Below are 19,583 nucleotides of genomic sequence, written 5' to 3'. Positions count from 1 at the left end.
AGAGCGCCTGAGTAGCATTTTTGTGATGACGGTTGTTCGTGCGGCAGTTGCAAATCTGCCAACCCTTGATGACAATGCGACTAATTATCATTTGTGACGTCCGGGCAGTCGCATTCATGTCCTCATCTGAGTTTGCGGTACAGGCGCTTTACTGTAGCCATCACGGTTGGCTCAACACGTGGCTGCGCGCGCGCCTGGGCAATGCCGCCGATGCTGCGGACCTGGCCCAGGACACGTTCGTACGCCTGCTGCAAAGAACCGAACGCCTGGAACTCAAGGCCCCTCGCGCGTTTCTGCGAACGATTGCTCGCGGCCTGGTGATCGATCACTGGCGCCGCGAAGAAATCGAGCGCGCGTACCTGGAAACCATCGCCCACTTGCCGGAGGCCGAAACGCCGAGCACTGAAGCCCGGGCGCTGGTGCTTGAGTTGCTGGAAAGCATCGCGCGCATGCTTGAAGGACTGAAGCCGAAAGTGCGTCAGGCGTTTCTGCTGGCTCAGTGTGAAGGGCTGACTCACAAACAGATCGCCAAGCAGATGGGCTTGTCTCTCCGCTCTGTGGAACGCTACGTCGCCGATGCCTTGTTTCACTGCTACCAGCTGCGGTACGAAGCATGATGCCTGTGGATAACCTGTCGGTGAGCCGCCGTGGCGAACCCCATCAGCAGGTGGTCAAACAAGCCATCCACTGGCTGTTGCGCCTGCGAAACAACGCGAGCAATCCCCGGCTGCGTCAGCAATGCGATGTCTGGCGGGCGGAACACCATGAGCACGAAGTGGCTTGGCAACGGGTGCAGTCCCTGCAGGCCGAACTGAGCAGCAATCTGCGTGCAGTGCCCGGTGCTCACGTCGCCTTCAACACGTTGGAAAACAGTGTTCAGGGATTGGGCAGACGTCAGGCCTTGAAGTTGCTGTCCGGCGCAGTGTTGATGGGGTCGGCGGCATGGTTGGGCAGGGATGTGACGGGCTGGCAGCAGTGGACCGCCGATTTCGCCACCGCCACGGGCGAGCGTCGTGGTTTCCAGCTACCGGATGGCACGCGGCTGGAACTGAATACAGCGAGCGCGGTGGATCTGGACTACACCGCGCACCAGCGACTGATCAAACTGGCCCGCGGCGAAATCATCGTGACGTGCGGCGGTGCCGATGAAGGGTCTTCGTTTGATCGACCGCTACGGGTGCAAAGTCGAGAGGGTGTGTATGAGGGTGTGGCGGCACGTTTCATCCTCCGCCAGGAAGCGGACTGCACGCGACTCAGTGTGACCAGCGGCAGGGTCGTGATCCACTCGCCACTGCCCGCCAATGGATTGCCCACTCAGGTTCAGGCCGGACAGAGCTATCTGATCGATCACCAGCGAGCGCGCCTGGCCCCGCCGCTGAACATGGACGTCGGCGCCTGGGTCGATGGCCTGATCGTTACCCGCAACATGCGTCTGGGCGATTTCCTGCAAGAGGTCGGACGCTATCGACACGGGTATCTGACGTGCGCAGCGGACATTGCCGACCTGCGCCTGTCCGGTGTTTTCCGTCTGGAAAACACCGACAAGCTGCTGACCATCCTCCCGCAAACCTTGCCGGTGCAATTGCGTTACCGCACACGCTGGTGGGTCACGCTGGAGCGTCAGGCCTGAATTTTTTTGGCGGGTTTTCCGTGGGAGGCCGGCTTAGTCAGTAAGCACTTCAACGCTGACTTCAGTGACTTCCTACGGAAACCTACAATGACTGTCCGCTACATCAGTAAGAACTCTCCTAATTTCACCGCGGATGGCGGCGCCTTGCGTCACGCCATTCGCGCAGCGTTGTTCTCTACCGCGCTGGGTGTGGGTCTATTGCCGATATCCGCTGTGGCGGCAGGGAGCAGCGCAGTCAGCAGCCATCGCTACAACATTGCCGCCGGGCCATTGAGCGATGTACTCAATCAGTTTGCGCGTCAGGCGGGCATCACGTTATCGACCACACCTTCGCAAACGGCGGGACTTCAGTCCCCCGGCGTACAAGGACAGTACTCGGCCGATCAGGCGCTGAGCCATTTGCTCAGCGGTTCGGGCCTGGAAGCGGTAAGTCAGGATGGCAACGGCTACGTTCTGCGCTCCGTCACCGAAGCGTTGGCGCTGCCAACGACCGACATCAAAGGCTTTGCCCTCGGTAACGCACTGGGCAGCATGGACGGCTACAACGCGACGCACAGCCAGATCGCCACCAAAACCAGCACCGCACTGCTGGAAACCTCGCAAAGTGTGTCGGTGGTGACTCGCCAGCAAATGGATGACCAGGGTTCGCAAACCGTTGCCCAGGCCATGCGCTACACCCCCGGCGTGCTGACCAATCCTTACGGCGCTACCCATCGCTATGACTATGTGGCGATGCGCGGTTTCAACGACGGCTCGGTGGACAACATTTATCTCGATGGCCTCAAATCCATGGGTGACAGCGGCACCTACAGCACCATGCAGGTGGACCCATATTTCCTCGAGCGCGTCGATATCCTCAAAGGACCGTCATCGGTGCTCTACGGCCGTAGCTCACCGGGCGGTCTGGTGGCGCTGACCAGTAAGAAGCCGCTCTATGAGGCCTATCACCAGGTTCAGGCCACGGTGGGCACGCAGGGCCAGCGCGGCATGGGTTTCGACTTCAGTGGCCCGGTGGATGATGACAAACGCATTGCCTATCGCCTGACAGGGTTGACGGATCAGTCCGACACACAGTTCGACCACAACAAGGAAAAGCGCTACGCGTTGGCACCAACGGTGAGTATCGACTTCACCGAAGATACGTCGCTAACGCTACAGGCCTATCTGCAACACGATCCGGAGGGTGGTTATCACGGTGGCGTGCCGGCCGACGGCACTCTGCACCAACGCAATGGCAACCGCATCTCGCCACACTTCTTCGAAGGTGAACCGGGCGTTGATGGTTATCGGCGTGATCAACAGTCCTTCGGATATCAGTTCGAGCACCGTTTCAACGATGTTTTCACCGCACGGCAAAACTTCAGGTATCTCGACTCCAAGGTGAAGATCGATCAGGTCTACGCCTATGGCTGGACGACGCCGACCAGTAATGAGTTGAACCGTTACTACACTGGCGGTGATGAAAAGCTTCATGCCTTCATTGTCGATAACATGCTGCAAGCGGAGTTTTTCACCGGGGCAACCAAGCATACCGTACTGTTGGGGGCGGATTATCAGCGCCGCAAAACCGTGGTCGACTGGAGCAGCGGCGGGCTTGCGCCGATTGATGCGTTTAATCCGGTGTACGGCAATTCGGACATCGACTTCTACAGTCCGACCAGTTATCTGCGACGCCTGGAGCAAACCGGCGTCTACCTGCAAGACCTGATCGAGATGGACAAGTGGCGCTTCTCCCTCGGTCTGCGGCAAGACTGGGTCGAAACCTCGGATGAAAATCGGCTGGCTGAAACCGGACGCCCAGTGGGCACTGAAATCAGCGACAAACGAACCAAGCTGACGGGGCGTGCAGGTGCGCTCTATTTGTTTGATAGCGGTCTGGCGCCGTACATTAGTTATTCCGAGTCTTTCAATCCAAACTCCTACGCGGACAGCGCCGGTAACCCACTGGCACCCACCGATGGCACACAGTGGGAAGTCGGTTTGAAGTATCAACCTCCGGGTACCGACAATTTGTTCACGGCATCGTTGTTCCGCATCGATCAGGAAAACCTGGCGACGAAACTGCCTCAGGAAAACTTCTATCGCGCCGTCGGCGCTGTGCGCTCTCAAGGGCTGGAGCTGGAAGCGCACCTGCAGCTGACCGATAACCTCAAAGTGCTTGGCAGCTACACCTTCACCGACATCGAATACTCGAAGTCGATGATCAGCACCTTGAGTACGCCAACAGACGTGATCGAGAACAAGGGCAACTCGCCTACCCAGGCACCGCGGCATATGGCGTCGGTCTGGGCTGACTATAAGTTCGACAGCGCGGCACTGGATGGTCTGCGGCTCGGCGGTGGTGTGCGTTATGTCGGCTACAGCTGGGCTGATGCTGAAAACACCATGAAGGTGCCGTCCTACACCTTGTTCGATGCGTCTGTCGGCTATGACCTGGGCAAGGTTGGCCTGAAGGGCGTTGACGTACGCCTGAATGCGAACAATCTGACCAACGAGTCCTACGTGGCCTCCTGTGCCAGTCTGAACTTCTGCTACCTGGGCGAAGAACGCAATCTCGCCGCCACAATCAGCTACCAGTTCTAAATATCAGCCCATAAAAAAGCCAGCCCTTGATTTCCAGGGGCTGGCTTTTTTGTTTCTCCGAGGCGGCCTATCGGGCTTTTAGCAAGCCCGAAACGACAAAACCCCTGTCTGCGTTAGCGGACAGGGGTTTCGGAATTCAATCTTGACGATGACCTACTCTCACATGGGGAAACCCCACACTACCATCGGCGATGCATCGTTTCACTGCTGAGTTCGGGATGGGATCAGGTGGTTCCAATGCTCTATGGTCGTCAAGAAATTCTGTGACCAGCCCGTTAGTTCGTAACGTGCCAGCAAAATTGGTGACTTCTACTAAAACAAAACCCCAACTGCTTTCGCAATTGGGGTTTCGGAATTTAATCTTGACGATGACCTACTCTCACATGGGGAAACCCCACACTACCATCGGCGATGCATCGTTTCACTACTGAGTTCGGGATGGGATCAGGTGGTTCCAACGCTCTATGGTCGTCAAGAAATTCGGTAGCCGGCTCGTTTTCTCTTGCGAGATCACGTTCCAGCGAATGGGTATGCGATAGTTTGTGTGTTTGTTTCTCGAACTTTCGGTTCGTTTCGTCTTCACACACCGCAATCTGGCCTCTCTCGAGTTCACAGATTGCTTGGGTGTTATATGGTCAAGCCTCACGGGCAATTAGTATTGGTTAGCTCAACGCCTCACAGCGCTTACACACCCAACCTATCAACGTCGTAGTCTTCGACGGCCCTTCAGGGGACTCAAGGTCCCAGTGAGATCTCATCTTGAGGCTAGTTTCCCGCTTAGATGCTTTCAGCGGTTATCTATTCCGAACATAGCTACCCGGCAATGCCACTGGCGTGACAACCGGAACACCAGAGGTTCGTCCACTCCGGTCCTCTCGTACTAGGAGCAGCCCCTCTCAAATCTCAAACGTCCACGGCAGATAGGGACCGAACTGTCTCACGACGTTCTAAACCCAGCTCGCGTACCACTTTAAATGGCGAACAGCCATACCCTTGGGACCGGCTTCAGCCCCAGGATGTGATGAGCCGACATCGAGGTGCCAAACACCGCCGTCGATATGAACTCTTGGGCGGTATCAGCCTGTTATCCCCGGAGTACCTTTTATCCGTTGAGCGATGGCCCTTCCATACAGAACCACCGGATCACTAAGACCTACTTTCGTACCTGCTCGACGTGTCTGTCTCGCAGTCAAGCGCGCTTTTGCCTTTATACTCTACGACCGATTTCCGACCGGTCTGAGCGCACCTTCGTACTCCTCCGTTACTCTTTAGGAGGAGACCGCCCCAGTCAAACTACCCACCATACACTGTCCTCGATCCGGATAACGGACCTGAGTTAGAACCTCAAAGTTGCCAGGGTGGTATTTCAAGGTTGGCTCCACGCGAACTGGCGTCCACGCTTCAAAGCCTCCCACCTATCCTACACAAGCAAATTCAAAGTCCAGTGCAAAGCTATAGTAAAGGTTCACGGGGTCTTTCCGTCTAGCCGCGGATACACTGCATCTTCACAGCGATTTCAATTTCACTGAGTCTCGGGTGGAGACAGCGCCGCCATCGTTACGCCATTCGTGCAGGTCGGAACTTACCCGACAAGGAATTTCGCTACCTTAGGACCGTTATAGTTACGGCCGCCGTTTACCGGGGCTTCGATCAAGAGCTTCGCGTTAGCTAACCCCATCAATTAACCTTCCGGCACCGGGCAGGCGTCACACCCTATACGTCCACTTTCGTGTTTGCAGAGTGCTGTGTTTTTAATAAACAGTCGCAGCGGCCTGGTATCTTCGACCGGCATGGGCTTACGCAGTAAATGCTTCACCCTCACCGGCGCACCTTCTCCCGAAGTTACGGTGCCATTTTGCCTAGTTCCTTCACCCGAGTTCTCTCAAGCGCCTTGGTATTCTCTACCCAACCACCTGTGTCGGTTTGGGGTACGGTTCCTGGTTACCTGAAGCTTAGAAGCTTTTCTTGGAAGCATGGCATCAACCACTTCGTCATCTAAAAGATAACTCGTCATCAGCTCTCGGCCTTAGAATCCCGGATTTACCTAAGATTCCAGCCTACCACCTTAAACTTGGACAACCAACGCCAAGCTGGCCTAGCCTTCTCCGTCCCTCCATCGCAATAACCAGAAGTACAGGAATATTAACCTGTTTTCCATCGACTACGCTTTTCAGCCTCGCCTTAGGGACCGACTAACCCTGCGTCGATTAACGTTGCGCAGGAAACCTTGGTCTTTCGGCGTGGGTGTTTTTCACACCCATTGTCGTTACTCATGTCAGCATTCGCACTTCTGATACCTCCAGCAAGCTTCTCAACTCACCTTCACAGGCTTACAGAACGCTCCTCTACCGCATCACCTAAGTGATACCCGTAGCTTCGGTGTATGGTTTGAGCCCCGTTACATCTTCCGCGCAGGCCGACTCGACTAGTGAGCTATTACGCTTTCTTTAAAGGGTGGCTGCTTCTAAGCCAACCTCCTAGCTGTCTAAGCCTTCCCACATCGTTTCCCACTTAACCATAACTTTGGGACCTTAGCTGACGGTCTGGGTTGTTTCCCTTTTCACGACGGACGTTAGCACCCGCCGTGTGTCTCCCATGCTCGGCACTTGTAGGTATTCGGAGTTTGCATCGGTTTGGTAAGTCGGGATGACCCCCTAGCCGAAACAGTGCTCTACCCCCTACAGTGATACATGAGGCGCTACCTAAATAGCTTTCGAGGAGAACCAGCTATCTCCGAGCTTGATTAGCCTTTCACTCCGATCCACAGGTCATCCGCTAACTTTTCAACGGTAGTCGGTTCGGTCCTCCAGTTAGTGTTACCCAACCTTCAACCTGCCCATGGATAGATCGCCCGGTTTCGGGTCTATTCCCAGCGACTAGACGCCCTATTAAGACTCGCTTTCGCTACGCCTCCCCTATTCGGTTAAGCTCGCCACTGAAAATAAGTCGCTGACCCATTATACAAAAGGTACGCAGTCACCCAACAAAGTGGGCTCCCACTGCTTGTACGCATACGGTTTCAGGATCTATTTCACTCCCCTCTCCGGGGTTCTTTTCGCCTTTCCCTCACGGTACTAGTTCACTATCGGTCAGTCAGTAGTATTTAGCCTTGGAGGATGGTCCCCCCATATTCAGACAAAGTTTCTCGTGCTCCGTCCTACTCGATTTCATGACTAAGAGATTTTCGCGTACAGGGCTATCACCCACTATGGCCGCACTTTCCAGAGCGTTCCGCTAATCTCAAAGCCACTTAAGGGCTAGTCCCCGTTCGCTCGCCACTACTAAGGGAATCTCGGTTGATTTCTTTTCCTCAGGGTACTTAGATGTTTCAGTTCCCCTGGTTCGCTTCTTAAGCCTATGTATTCAGCTTAAGATACCTAACTTATGTTAGGTGGGTTCCCCCATTCAGACATCTCCGGATCAAAGTCTGTTTGCCGACTCCCCGAAGCTTTTCGCAGGCTACCACGTCTTTCATCGCCTCTGACTGCCAAGGCATCCACCGTATGCGCTTCTTCACTTGACCATATAACCCCAAGCAATCTGGTTATACTGTGAAGACGACATTCGCCGAAAATTCGCGATTAAACTCACAAATTTTACCTTAGCCTGATCCGTTACCAGTGAAAGTAACGTTCAGTCTATCTTTCTATCACATACCCAAATTTTTAAAGAACGATCTAGCCAAAGACTAGAAATCAACATTCACCATCATCACGATGGAATGCTCATTTCTAAGCTTTCAACAAACAGAAGCAGTAGTGGTGGAGCCAAACGGGATCGAACCGTTGACCTCCTGCGTGCAAGGCAGGCGCTCTCCCAGCTGAGCTATGGCCCCGTATTGCTACAGGATCCCACACAAAAATTGGTGGGTCTGGGCAGATTCGAACTGCCGACCTCACCCTTATCAGGGGTGCGCTCTAACCAACTGAGCTACAGACCCAATTTCGAGCTATCCGGCCGACCTCACCCTGCTCTTTACCACAAAGCATGGGGTGCGCTCTAACCAACCAAGCTACAACCCGTTAGGGCTGCTTCTTTATCGTCTTCTTCAATGAATCAAGCAATTCGTGTGGGAACTTATGGAGCAGCTGATGTCGTCGATTAAGGAGGTGATCCAGCCGCAGGTTCCCCTACGGCTACCTTGTTACGACTTCACCCCAGTCATGAATCACACCGTGGTAACCGTCCTCCCGAAGGTTAGACTAGCTACTTCTGGTGCAACCCACTCCCATGGTGTGACGGGCGGTGTGTACAAGGCCCGGGAACGTATTCACCGCGACATTCTGATTCGCGATTACTAGCGATTCCGACTTCACGCAGTCGAGTTGCAGACTGCGATCCGGACTACGATCGGTTTTGTGGGATTAGCTCCACCTCGCGGCTTGGCAACCCTCTGTACCGACCATTGTAGCACGTGTGTAGCCCAGGCCGTAAGGGCCATGATGACTTGACGTCATCCCCACCTTCCTCCGGTTTGTCACCGGCAGTCTCCTTAGAGTGCCCACCATTACGTGCTGGTAACTAAGGACAAGGGTTGCGCTCGTTACGGGACTTAACCCAACATCTCACGACACGAGCTGACGACAGCCATGCAGCACCTGTCTCAATGTTCCCGAAGGCACCAATCCATCTCTGGAAAGTTCATTGGATGTCAAGGCCTGGTAAGGTTCTTCGCGTTGCTTCGAATTAAACCACATGCTCCACCGCTTGTGCGGGCCCCCGTCAATTCATTTGAGTTTTAACCTTGCGGCCGTACTCCCCAGGCGGTCAACTTAATGCGTTAGCTGCGCCACTAAGAGCTCAAGGCTCCCAACGGCTAGTTGACATCGTTTACGGCGTGGACTACCAGGGTATCTAATCCTGTTTGCTCCCCACGCTTTCGCACCTCAGTGTCAGTATCAGTCCAGGTGGTCGCCTTCGCCACTGGTGTTCCTTCCTATATCTACGCATTTCACCGCTACACAGGAAATTCCACCACCCTCTACCATACTCTAGCTTGTCAGTTTTGAATGCAGTTCCCAGGTTGAGCCCGGGGATTTCACATCCAACTTAACAAACCACCTACGCGCGCTTTACGCCCAGTAATTCCGATTAACGCTTGCACCCTCTGTATTACCGCGGCTGCTGGCACAGAGTTAGCCGGTGCTTATTCTGTCGGTAACGTCAAGACACCAACGTATTAGGTTAATGCCCTTCCTCCCAACTTAAAGTGCTTTACAATCCGAAGACCTTCTTCACACACGCGGCATGGCTGGATCAGGCTTTCGCCCATTGTCCAATATTCCCCACTGCTGCCTCCCGTAGGAGTCTGGACCGTGTCTCAGTTCCAGTGTGACTGATCATCCTCTCAGACCAGTTACGGATCGTCGCCTTGGTGAGCCATTACCTCACCAACTAGCTAATCCGACCTAGGCTCATCTGATAGCGCAAGGCCCGAAGGTCCCCTGCTTTCTCCCGTAGGACGTATGCGGTATTAGCGTCCGTTTCCGAGCGTTATCCCCCACTACCAGGCAGATTCCTAGGCATTACTCACCCGTCCGCCGCTCTCAAGAGAAGCAAGCTCCTCTCTACCGCTCGACTTGCATGTGTTAGGCCTGCCGCCAGCGTTCAATCTGAGCCATGATCAAACTCTTCAGTTCAAACATCTTTGGGTTTTTAAGAAACCCTAAACTTGGCTCAGCAATCGTTGGTTACATCTTTGATTTCTCGCGGAGTAACTTGTGATGCTGATAATCTTGTTGACTATCAGTCTGACTCCACAAGCACCCACACGAATTGCTTGATTCAGTTGTTAAAGAGCGGTTGGTTAAGATCTTTCGTCTCAACCGAGGCGCGCATTCTACAGCGTCCCCTGTATCTGTCAAGCGGTTATTTTCAGAAGTTTTCAAAGTTTCCTTTGCAACTTCAACCACTTGCGCTTCCGATCTCTCGTTAGCGGGAGGCGAATTCTACAGCGTTACTCGCTGCTGTCAACACCTCTTTTTCTCCGCTTTCGACCGAGAAGATCGAACCGTCAATCAAGCGAAAACACACTGCTCAACCAACTCCTTCTGGGCTTCGATGATCTGAAGCAACTCGCTGTCGAAAACTGCGTAACTCTTTGTTTACCAAGGAGTTTTCCGTTTCGACTGCGCCGGAAGTGGGGCGAATTATAGACTTCCAGAATCTGCCGTCAACCCCTGATTTGGCTTTTCTATCAATAACTTGCAGAAAGCCAGAAAACAGCCTGTTTTCCTCTATATGGGAAGGAGTGAAAACCACTCCCTCTATATAGAAGGAATCCTCAGAGCACTCCGGCCTCTTTAAAAGCAGCTACCGCACCAGCATCCAGACCCAATACCCGCTGCAATACCTCGGACGTGTGCTCACCCAGCAAAGGAGGCGCATTGCGATACTCCACAGGAGTCTCGGACAGACGAATCGGACTCGCCACCTGCGGCACCATTCCGGCCAGAACATGAGGCAGCTCGATTGCCAGCCCGCGCGCCTTCACCTGAGGATCGGCAAACACTTGAGCCAGATCATTGATCGGGCCGCATGGCACGCCCGCCTGCTCCAGCTGCGCCACCCACTCAGCAGTGGTCTTGAACACCGTAGCCTGGCGGATCAATGGAATCAGCAATGCCCGATTCGCCACTCGCAGCTTGTTGGTGGCAAAGCGCGGATCATCCGCCCACTGAGGCTGCCCAGCCACCTCCGCAAATTTGCGAAATTGGCCGTCATTGCCCACGGTCAGGATGAAATCGCCATCTGCCGTAGGAAAGTCCTGATAAGGCACGATGTTCGGATGCGCATTGCCCAGACGCTTCGGTGCATTGCCCGTCGTCAGGTAATTCATCGCCTGGTTAGCCAGACACGCCACCTGAACATCCAGCAGAGCCATATCGATATGCTGACCGCCGCCGTCATGATCCCTATGAGCCAGCGCTGCAAGGATCGCCACAGTCGAGTAGAGCCCGGTCAAAATATCCGTCAGCGCCACGCCGACTTTCACCGGCCCCGCCCCCTCATCTCCTTCCGGCCGACCTGTAAGGCTCATCAGGCCCCCCAGGCCCTGAATCATGAAGTCATAACCCGCGCGCTTGGCATACGGGCCGGTCTGACCAAACCCCGTGATCGAGCAGTAAATCAGATTCGGATTGGCAGCCCTGAGCGACTGATAGTCCAGCCCATAAGCCGCCAGACCACCGACCTTGAAGTTCTCGATCAGGATGTCGGACTTGGCCGCCAGCTCGCGCACCAGCTTCTGCCCCTCCGGACGCGTGAAGTCGATGGTCACGGATTGCTTGTTGCGATTGGCCGACAAGTAATAGGCGGCTTCGCTGGTGTTCTCGCCATAGGCGTCTTTAAGAAACGGAGGCCCCCAGGCGCGCGTGTCATCGCCATTACCCGGACGCTCGACCTTGATCACCTCGGCGCCAAGGTCCGCCAGTATCTGCCCGGACCAAGGCCCGGCCAGCACCCGCGATAAATCCAGTACCCGTAGATGCGAAAGCGCGCCCATGGCCGTTCTCCTGTTAATAGAACGCCTGGATACCGGTCTGCGCACGACCGAGGATCAGCGCATGGACGTCATGCGTACCTTCATAGGTATTCACCACTTCCAGGTTGACCAGGTGACGGGCAACGCCGAACTCATCAGAGATACCATTGCCACCCAGCATGTCGCGCGCCATTCGGGCAATGTCCAGGGACTTGCCGCAGGAGTTGCGCTTCATTATCGAAGTGATCTCCACCGCTGCCGTGCCTTCATCTTTCATGCGACCCAGACGCAGGCAGCCTTGCAGCGCCATGGTGATCTCGGTCTGCATGTCGGCCAGCTTCTTCTGGATCAGCTGAGTAGCGGCCAACGGGCGACCGAACTGCTGACGATCCAGGGTGTATTGGCGAGCGGTGTGCCAGCAGAACTCCGCAGCACCCAAGGCGCCCCAAGCGATGCCGTAACGCGCAGAGTTGAGGCAAGTAAAAGGGCCTTTCAAACCACGAACGTCAGGGAAAATGTTCTCTTCAGGGACAAACACGTTGTCCATGACGATCTCACCGGTGATGGACGCACGCAGGCCGACCTTGCCGTGGATTGCAGGAGCGCTCAGGCCTTTCCAGCCCTTTTCCAGAACGAAGCCACGAATGTCGCCGGCGTCGTCCTTGCCCCAAACCACGAACACGTCGGCGATCGGGCTGTTGGTGATCCACATCTTGCTGCCGGTCAGGCTGTAGCCGCCTTCCACTTTGCGCGCACGAGTAATCATCGAGCCCGGGTCGGAACCGTGGTCAGGCTCGGTCAGACCGAAGCAACCGATCCATTCGCCCGTTGCGAGTTTTGGCAGGTACTTCTGCTTTTGGGCTTCAGTACCGAATTCATTGATCGGCACCATCACCAACGAGGACTGCACGCTCATCATCGAGCGATAACCCGAATCGACGCGCTCGACTTCACGGGCGATCAAGCCGTAGCTGACGTAGTTCAGGCCGCTGCCGCCATACTGCTCAGGAATGGTTGCGCCGAGCAGGCCGACTTCGCCCATCTCGCGGAAGATTGCCGGATCGGTTTTCTCATGACGGAATGCTTCAAGAACACGCGGAGCGAGCTTTTGCCGAGCGAATTGCTCGGCGGTGTCGCGGATCATGCGTTCTTCTTCGGTGAGCTGTTGATCCAGCAGCAGGGGATCAATCCAATTGAAGCTAGCTTTACCGCCCATGAGTGTGTCCTCTCGAATCGGGTCAAATAACGTGGACTGATCCTAGGCCCGCTTCGGCGTTACAGCAAACGAGGATTTTGCATACTGTTGTGCTAATTTCTCACTCCGAAACGTCGCGAAACAGATTTAATGCGATGCATTAGTGAGGTTGACGTACATGCGCAGAAAGATTCCCAGCACAACAGCCATGATCAGCTTTGAAGCGGCCGCGCGCCACGAGAGCTTTACCAAGGCCGCCCAAGAACTTTCACTCACCCAGGGAGCGATTTGCCGACAGATCGCCAGCCTTGAGGAGTTCCTCGGTGTGGAACTGTTCCGACGCTCCCGGCGCGGGGTCAAGCTGACGGAAGCGGGGCTTTCCTACAGCCGCAGGGTCGCCACCCAACTCGATGCCGTAGAGCGCGACACGTTGTCGGTCATGGGCCAGCAAGGCGCCAACGTGATCGAGCTGGCGGTTGTGCCGACCTTCGGCACTCAATGGCTCTTGCCTAGACTCAAGGATTTCCAGCAAAAACATCCGGAAGTGACGGTCAACCTCACTAACCGCACCCGCCCCTTCCTGTTTGCCGACACCGACTTCGACGCGGCGATTTACTTTGGCGATGCGGACTGGTCGGGTACTGAATCCCACAGGCTGATGGGCGAAAACCCGATGCCCGTATGCAGCCCCACTCTACTGGGCAAAAAGACAGACCTAACCCCCGCTGAAATCGCCGAGCTGCCCCTGCTGCAACAGACCACCCGCCCCTACGCCTGGCGCCAATGGTTCAACTCGCAAAACCTTAATATCCCGCGCGACATGACAGGACCGCGCTACGAGCTATTCTCCATGCTTGCCCAAGCGGCGATGCACGACATGGGGATAGCCTTGATCCCGCCGTTCCTGATTCAGCGCGAACTGGCGGAGAAGCGGCTGGTGATTGCCAACGCTCAGGCAATGTCGAGCATCAAGGCGTATTACTTGATGATTCCTGAGCGAAAAGTCGAATCGGCGTCTTTGAAGGCATTTCGCGATTGGCTGGTGAATCAGGCGCAGGGCTACAGCCTAGAGGGATAACGGCTCATCGGAATTAGCTGACCTCGTAGTCAGCAACTTCAAAGCCCTACAGATATAAGTATTTGTCGCATATTCGCAGACTGTACCGCGAAGCGGTACAAACGTCCCACAAGCGCCTGAAGACGTGGCCTTGAGCCGCTATTCGACAGCAATACCACCTCATTCACCGTGCCGATGTGTAAATTCTTGAATTTCGGCCAGAATCCTTACAAGGCACGGTCTGCAAGGGATTGAACCGGGTGGTTGCGACATTCGGTCACGGGGTGACTTGTAGTTAATTTTCCGTCACCCGTCATAATCCCTTGAAGGGCACAAAGTTCGCCTGCAAAATGCCGCGCCCCGCCCTGATTTGGCGGGATCGTGCTGATCGGCCGCCCCAGCCGCACCATCCGAAGTGCCTGGGTTTACTCAATAAGATCACGCAGGAGATTTGACGTGCACATTGGTGTTCCTCTCGAAACCCAGACGGGTGAAACACGGGTTGCTGCAACCCCGGAAACCATCAAGAAGCTGATCGGCCAGGGTCATAAGGTTACTGTGCAAAGCGGCGCCGGCATTAAGGCCAGCGTTGTCGACAGTGCTTATGAAGCGGCAGGCGCAATTATTGGCAGCGCCAACGATGCGTTTGGTGCCGAGCTGATTCTCAAGGTGGTCGCCCCCAGCGACAGCGAGCTGGCTCTGATCAAGAGCGGCACCGTTGTGGTGGGCATGCTCAACCCGTTCAGCAATGAAACCATTGCCAAGCTGGCTGAGTGCGGCATTACCGCGTTCGCACTGGAAGCTGCGCCGCGCACCTCCCGCGCCCAGAGCCTGGATGTACTGTCCTCCCAAGCAAACATCGCCGGCTATAAAGCCGTGTTGCTGGCCGCTCACCACTACCCACGCTTCATGCCAATGCTGATGACAGCTGCGGGCACCGTGAAAGCGGCTCGCGTGCTTATTCTTGGCGCCGGCGTTGCGGGGTTGCAGGCGATTGCCACCGCGAAACGCCTGGGTGCAGTGATCGAAGCCTCCGACGTTCGTCCTGCGGTGAAGGAGCAGATCGAATCCCTCGGCGCCAAGTTCGTCGACGTGCCGTACGAAACCGATGAAGAGCGCGAATGCGCTGTCGGTGTCGGCGGTTACGCCCGGCCGATGCCCGCCAGCTGGATGCAACGTCAGGCCCTGGCCGTGCACGAGCGCGCCAAGCAAGCCGACATCGTCATCACCACCGCCCTGATTCCGGGCCGCAAGGCACCGACGCTGCTGAGCGCGGAAACCGTCGCGCAAATGAAGCCAGGCTCAGTGGTCATCGACCTCGCGGCGGCTCAGGGCGGCAACTGCCCGCTGACCGTGGCGGATCAGGTGGTGGTCGAGAATGGCGTGACCATTTGCGGCCCGACCAACCTGGCCGGCGCAGTCGCGGCAGATGCTTCAGCACTGTATGCGCGCAACCTGCTGGACTTCCTGAAGCTGGTCTTCAACAAAGAAGGCCAGTTCGAAGTGAACCTCGAAGACGACATCGTCGCCGCGTGCCTGATGTGCCGCGACGGCCAAGTCATCCGCAAAAACGCCTAAGCAGGGATTCAGACGATGGAAGAGCTTATCTCCCCCGGTATCTACAACCTGATCATCTTCGTGCTGGCGATTTATGTCGGTTATCACGTGGTCTGGAACGTTACGCCTGCACTGCACACGCCATTGATGGCCGTGACCAACGCCATCTCGGCGATCGTCATCGTCGGCGCCATGCTGGCGGCGGCATTGACCGTCACGCCTCTGGGCAAAACCATGGGCACCCTGGCGGTGGCTCTGGCGGCGGTGAACGTTTTTGGTGGCTTCCTGGTGACTCGCCGGATGCTTGAGATGTTCAAGAAGAAAGCCCCGAAAGTCGTAAAAGAAGAGGCGCCTAAGTAATGAGCATGAACCTCGTAACGACGCTCTACTTGATCGCGTCCATCTGCTTCATCCAGGCCCTGAAAGGCCTGTCGCACCCGACCACTTCGCGGCGCGGCAATCTGTACGGCATGCTCGGCATGGCACTGGCGATCCTCACTACCGTGGGCCTCATCTATAAGCTGGGCGCAGAGCTTGCCACCGCCGGTATCGGTTACGTCATTGTCGGGCTACTGGTCGGCGGCACTGCCGGTTCGATCATGGCCAAGCGCGTTGAAATGACCAAGATGCCGGAACTGGTCGCCTTCATGCACAGCATGATCGGGATGGCTGCGGTATTCATTGCCATCGCGGCGGTGGTCGAGCCGCAATCCCTGGGCATCGTCAAACAGCTGGGCGATTCGATTCCTGCCGGTAACCGCCTGGAGCTGTTCCTCGGCGCGGCCATCGGTGCAATTACCTTCTCCGGTTCGGTGATCGCATTCGGCAAGCTCTCGGGCAAGTACAAGTTCCGTCTGTTCCAGGGCGCACCGGTACAGTTCAGCGGTCAACACAAGCTCAACCTGCTGCTGGGTCTGGCGACGCTCGCGCTGGGCATCACCTTCATGATGACCGGCAACCTCGGCGCTTTCGCGTTGATGCTGGCGCTGGCCTTCGTGATGGGCGTGCTGATCATCATCCCGATCGGCGGCGCGGACATGCCGGTAGTGGTATCGATGCTCAACAGCTACTCCGGCTGGGCAGCGGCGGGTATCGGCTTCTCGCTGAACAACTCGATGCTGATCATCGCGGGTTCGCTGGTGGGTTCGTCCGGTGCGATCCTCTCGTACATCATGTGCAAGGCGATGAACCGCTCCTTCTTTAATGTACTGCTCGGCGGTTTCGGCAATACGGCCGAAGCAGGCCCGGTTGGCGCCAAGGAAGCCCGCCCGGTGAAATCCGGCTCGGCTGACGACGCGACCTTCCTGCTGGCCAACGCCGATACCGTGATCATCGTTCCGGGTTACGGCCTGGCGGTAGCACGGGCGCAGCACGCGCTGAAAGAGCTGACAGAGAAGTTGACCCACCGCGGCGTGACCGTGAAGTACGCGATCCACCCGGTGGCCGGTCGGATGCCCGGCCACATGAACGTCTTGCTGGCCGAGGCGGAAGTGCCTTATGACCAAGTGTTCGAGATGGAAGACATCAACTCTGAGTTCGGTCAGGCCGACGTGGTGCTGGTGCTCGGCGCGAACGACGTGGTCAACCCGGCCGCGAAGAACGATCCGAAATCGCCGATTGCCGGCATGCCGATTCTCGAAGCGTTCAAGGCCAAGACCATCATCGTCAACAAGCGTTCGATGGCCAGCGGTTATGCCGGTCTGGACAACGAGCTGTTCTACCTCGACAAAACCATGATGGTCTTCGGCGACGCCAAGAAAGTCATCGAAGACATGGTCAAAGCCGTCGAATAAAACTTGCTCCAACGCAATACCCAAAACCTCAGCCTTTAGTAGGCTGGGGTTTTTTTATTCCCCGTGAAACCCGACCAAAGGCTCTAAATCAGGGCTTGGCATTCGACCATGGTAGCGGGACGGATTTTTTTCAAGCCACTAGACTGCACACCTTGCTTCCGTTACCCGAGATAACAACCCATGTACCGTGATCGTATTCGCTTGCCTTCGTTGTTGGACAAGGTGATGAGCGCAGCTGACGCTGCCGCTCTGATTGAGGACGGCATGACCGTCGGCATGAGCGGTTTCACACGCGCCGGCGAAGCCAAGGCCGTGCCTCACGCATTGGCCGAACGCGCCAAAGTCACCCCGCTGAAAATCACGTTGATGACCGGCGCGAGCCTGGGCAACGACCTCGATAAACAGCTCACCGAAGCCGGCGTTCTGTCGCGACGCATGCCATTCCAGGTTGATAGCACTTTGCGCAAGGCGATCAACGCTGGCGAAGTGATGTTCATTGATCAGCATCTTTCAGAAACCGTGGAGTCGCTGCGTAATCAGCAGCTAAAACTGCCGGACATTGCAGTGATCGAAGCCGTAGCGATCACCGAGCAGGGCCACATCGTGCCGACCACTTCCGTGGGCAATTCGGCCAGCTTCGCGATCTTCGCCAAACACGTGATCGTCGAGATCAATCTGGCGCACAACCCGAACCTCGAGGGTTTGCACGACATCTATATCCCGACGTACCGCCCGACCCGTACGCCGATTCCGCTGGTGAAGGTCGACGATCGGATTGGCAGCACCGCCATTCCGATCCCGCCGGAAAAGATCGTTGCGATCGTGATCACCAACCAGTCCGACTCGCCGTCGACCGTGCTGCCGCCGGACGTTGACACTCAGGCCATTGCCGACCATCTGATCGGCTTCTTCAAGCAGGAAGTGGCAGCCGGGCGCATGACCAACAAACTCGGCCCACTGCAGGCGGGCATCGGCACCATCGCCAATTCCGTGATGTGCGGCCTGATCGACTCGCCGTTCGAAGACCTGACCATGTACTCCGAAGTGTTGCAGGACTCGACCTTCGACTTGATCGACGCCGGCAAGCTGAGCTTTGCCTCAGGCAGCTCGATCACCTTGTCGAGCCGTCGTAACGCCGATGTGTTCGGTAACCTGGAGCGCTACAAGGACAAGCTGGTCCTGCGTCCGCAGGAAATTTCCAACCACCCGGAAGTGGTGCGCCGACTCGGCATCATTGGCATCAACACCGCGCTGGAGTTCGACCTGTACGGCAACGTCAACTCCACCCATGTCTGTGGCACACGGATGATGAACGGTATCGGCGGCTCGGGCGATTTCGCGCGCAACGCGCACTTGGCAATCTTCGTGACCAAATCAATCGCCAAGGGTGGCGCGATCTCCAGCGTGGTGCCTATGGTCAGCCACGTCGATCACACAGAACACGACGTCGACATCCTCGTGACCGAGGTGGGTCTGGCCGACTTGCGTGGCTTGGCCCCTCGGGAGCGGGCTCGCGTCATCATCGACAACTGCGTGCACCCGGACTACCGCCAAGCCCTCGATGACTACTTCACCGCCGCCTGCGCACTCGGCGGACACACCCCGCATATCCTGCGCGACGCCCTGAGCTGGCACATGAACCTGGAAGAAACCGGGCGGATGCTGGCGGTGTAATTGGTACAGATAGCGGCTGACGCAAACACAGTTTCGTCAGCTCGCTATTGCCAGACAGAAATGTGTTTAAAACTGTACTGCTGTACCGGTCATTTCCTACCGTATTTGCCTACCCTATCGACCGAAATCCTAATAAACGCACCATATCAGTGCTGACAAGTACAGTTGCCTCAATTTTGACCAGTACACCACCCTTTAACAGTTAACTGGTCCCTCACAATACAGGTGAACTGTATCTAGAGAGACTGGCCAAACGAGAGGATCATTGGCATCAGTTAAACCACTACCTAATCCCGCCACAAGCGGAAGGATGAAAACCATGGAACGTACACTCAGTTCCGATCTGTTCTTCGAAGACACCGCTGCAAAAACCCAGGCTTCCATGCCTCTGCGCGTTATCGCCAACCTGATGCTGTGGCAGCGCCGCATCTCCAGCCGCCACCAACTGGCTCGCCTGGATTCGCGTCTGCTGGCTGACGCCGGGATTAGCGAAGCACAACGCTACGAAGAGCTGAGCAAGCCGTTCTGGCGCTAAGTTAGCGTCGCTGGCTCTGATCCTTAAGGTCAACCGCCAGCACCCGAATTGAACAAACAAGACCCGTCGTGGGAAA

11 protein-coding genes, 2 tRNA genes and 4 rRNA genes are annotated in these 19,583 nt (G+C 56.2%); 9 read left to right on the top strand and 8 right to left on the bottom strand.

The features are described from left to right. Positions 1–116: 116 nt before the first annotated feature. From J2Y86_RS18555 to J2Y86_RS18545, 3 genes are all read left to right on the top strand, one after another. Entirely contained in the window at positions 117–617 is a 501-nt protein-coding gene (locus J2Y86_RS18555; protein WP_253434469.1) for a sigma-70 family RNA polymerase sigma factor, read from the top strand. Further along, positions 617–1,630 (top strand): FecR domain-containing protein, encoded by a 1,014-nt coding sequence (locus tag J2Y86_RS18550; protein ID WP_253440362.1) that lies wholly within the window; start codon positions 617–619, stop codon positions 1,628–1,630. The genes J2Y86_RS18555 and J2Y86_RS18550 overlap by 1 nt, the downstream gene beginning before the upstream one ends. Before the next feature lie 87 nt (positions 1,631–1,717). Next, on the top strand, positions 1,718–4,213 hold the full coding sequence (locus tag J2Y86_RS18545; RefSeq protein ID WP_253434466.1) for a TonB-dependent siderophore receptor: 2,496 nt from the start codon (positions 1,718–1,720) through the stop codon (positions 4,211–4,213). A gap of 140 nt (positions 4,214–4,353) precedes the next feature. Here J2Y86_RS18545 and rrf (J2Y86_RS18540) read toward each other — a convergent pair. The 8 genes from rrf (J2Y86_RS18540) to J2Y86_RS18505 all read right to left on the bottom strand — a co-directional run bounded on the left by rrf (J2Y86_RS18540) (position 4,354) and on the right by J2Y86_RS18505 (position 12,912). Beyond that, positions 4,354–4,469, bottom strand: a 5S ribosomal RNA gene (rrf, locus tag J2Y86_RS18540). A gap of 104 nt (positions 4,470–4,573) precedes the next feature. After that, positions 4,574–4,689, bottom strand: a 5S ribosomal RNA gene (gene rrf / locus J2Y86_RS18535). Positions 4,690–4,844: 155 nt separating this feature from the next. Further along, positions 4,845–7,736: ribosomal RNA gene (locus tag J2Y86_RS18530) — 23S ribosomal RNA — on the bottom strand. A gap of 236 nt (positions 7,737–7,972) precedes the next feature. Next, positions 7,973–8,048: transfer RNA gene (locus J2Y86_RS18525), tRNA-Ala, on the bottom strand. A gap of 28 nt (positions 8,049–8,076) precedes the next feature. Next, positions 8,077–8,153, bottom strand: a tRNA-Ile gene (locus tag J2Y86_RS18520). Positions 8,154–8,315: 162 nt separating this feature from the next. Next, positions 8,316–9,852, bottom strand: a 16S ribosomal RNA gene (locus J2Y86_RS18515). The 16S, 23S and 5S rRNA genes sit together here with 2 tRNA genes alongside, the layout of an rRNA operon. Positions 9,853–10,496: 644 nt before the next feature. Next, positions 10,497–11,717, bottom strand: a complete 1,221-nt coding sequence (locus tag J2Y86_RS18510; protein WP_253434462.1) for a CaiB/BaiF CoA transferase family protein — start codon at positions 11,715–11,717, stop codon at positions 10,497–10,499. 13 nt (positions 11,718–11,730) lie between these two features. After that, positions 11,731–12,912, bottom strand: a complete 1,182-nt coding sequence (locus J2Y86_RS18505) for an acyl-CoA dehydrogenase (protein WP_253434458.1) — start codon at positions 12,910–12,912, stop codon at positions 11,731–11,733. A gap of 157 nt (positions 12,913–13,069) precedes the next feature. On the opposite strand from J2Y86_RS18505, the gene J2Y86_RS18500 reads away from it, so the two are divergent. From J2Y86_RS18500 to J2Y86_RS18475, 6 genes are all read left to right on the top strand, one after another. After that, positions 13,070–13,969, top strand: a complete 900-nt coding sequence (locus tag J2Y86_RS18500; RefSeq protein WP_253440359.1) for a LysR family transcriptional regulator — start codon at positions 13,070–13,072, stop codon at positions 13,967–13,969. Between the two features lie 435 nt (positions 13,970–14,404). Next, entirely contained in the window at positions 14,405–15,526 is a 1,122-nt protein-coding gene (locus tag J2Y86_RS18495) for a Re/Si-specific NAD(P)(+) transhydrogenase subunit alpha (protein ID WP_253434455.1), read from the top strand. A 15-nt stretch (positions 15,527–15,541) separates the two neighbouring features. Next, the gene (locus J2Y86_RS18490) at positions 15,542–15,865 is read left to right on the top strand and encodes an NAD(P) transhydrogenase subunit alpha (protein ID WP_007947884.1); all 324 of its coding nucleotides are present in this window, start codon (positions 15,542–15,544) and stop codon (positions 15,863–15,865) included. Further along, the gene (locus tag J2Y86_RS18485; RefSeq protein WP_253434451.1) at positions 15,865–17,298 is read left to right on the top strand and encodes an NAD(P)(+) transhydrogenase (Re/Si-specific) subunit beta; all 1,434 of its coding nucleotides are present in this window, start codon (positions 15,865–15,867) and stop codon (positions 17,296–17,298) included. Before J2Y86_RS18490 ends, J2Y86_RS18485 begins: the two co-directional genes overlap by 1 nt. Positions 17,299–17,478: 180 nt before the next feature. Continuing rightward, positions 17,479–18,972, top strand: coding sequence for an acetyl-CoA hydrolase/transferase family protein (locus J2Y86_RS18480; RefSeq protein ID WP_253434448.1), 1,494 nt, complete (start codon positions 17,479–17,481; stop codon positions 18,970–18,972). 319 nt (positions 18,973–19,291) lie between these two features. Then, on the top strand, positions 19,292–19,507 hold the full coding sequence (locus J2Y86_RS18475) for a DUF1127 domain-containing protein (protein ID WP_007947887.1): 216 nt from the start codon (positions 19,292–19,294) through the stop codon (positions 19,505–19,507). Positions 19,508–19,583: the final 76 nt, after the last annotated feature.

The organism is Pseudomonas migulae (assembly GCF_024169315.1).
GTDB lineage: Bacteria > Pseudomonadota > Gammaproteobacteria > Pseudomonadales > Pseudomonadaceae > Aquipseudomonas > Aquipseudomonas migulae_B.
The sequence above is the reverse complement of the archived record's forward strand: the minus strand, read 5'-3'. Positions and strand labels throughout refer to the sequence as shown.

What these genes read in the sequence shown, in the direction of transcription:
- J2Y86_RS18555 (WP_253434469.1), top strand. Translation starts at nt 117, where the DNA reads ATGTCCTCATCTGAGTTTGCGGTACAGGCGCTTTACTGTAGCCATCAC.
- J2Y86_RS18550 (WP_253440362.1), top strand. Translation starts at nt 617, where the DNA reads ATGCCTGTGGATAACCTGTCGGTGAGCCGCCGTGGCGAACCCCATCAG.
- J2Y86_RS18545 (WP_253434466.1), top strand. Translation starts at nt 1,718, where the DNA reads ATGACTGTCCGCTACATCAGTAAGAACTCTCCTAATTTCACCGCGGAT.
- J2Y86_RS18510 (WP_253434462.1), bottom strand. Translation starts at nt 11,717, where the DNA reads ATGGGCGCGCTTTCGCATCTACGGGTACTGGATTTATCGCGGGTGCTG.
- J2Y86_RS18505 (WP_253434458.1), bottom strand. Translation starts at nt 12,912, where the DNA reads ATGGGCGGTAAAGCTAGCTTCAATTGGATTGATCCCCTGCTGCTGGAT.
- J2Y86_RS18500 (WP_253440359.1), top strand. Translation starts at nt 13,070, where the DNA reads ATGCGCAGAAAGATTCCCAGCACAACAGCCATGATCAGCTTTGAAGCG.
- J2Y86_RS18490 (WP_007947884.1), top strand. Translation starts at nt 15,542, where the DNA reads ATGGAAGAGCTTATCTCCCCCGGTATCTACAACCTGATCATCTTCGTG.
- J2Y86_RS18485 (WP_253434451.1), top strand. Translation starts at nt 15,865, where the DNA reads ATGAGCATGAACCTCGTAACGACGCTCTACTTGATCGCGTCCATCTGC.
- J2Y86_RS18480 (WP_253434448.1), top strand. Translation starts at nt 17,479, where the DNA reads ATGTACCGTGATCGTATTCGCTTGCCTTCGTTGTTGGACAAGGTGATG.
- J2Y86_RS18475 (WP_007947887.1), top strand. Translation starts at nt 19,292, where the DNA reads ATGGAACGTACACTCAGTTCCGATCTGTTCTTCGAAGACACCGCTGCA.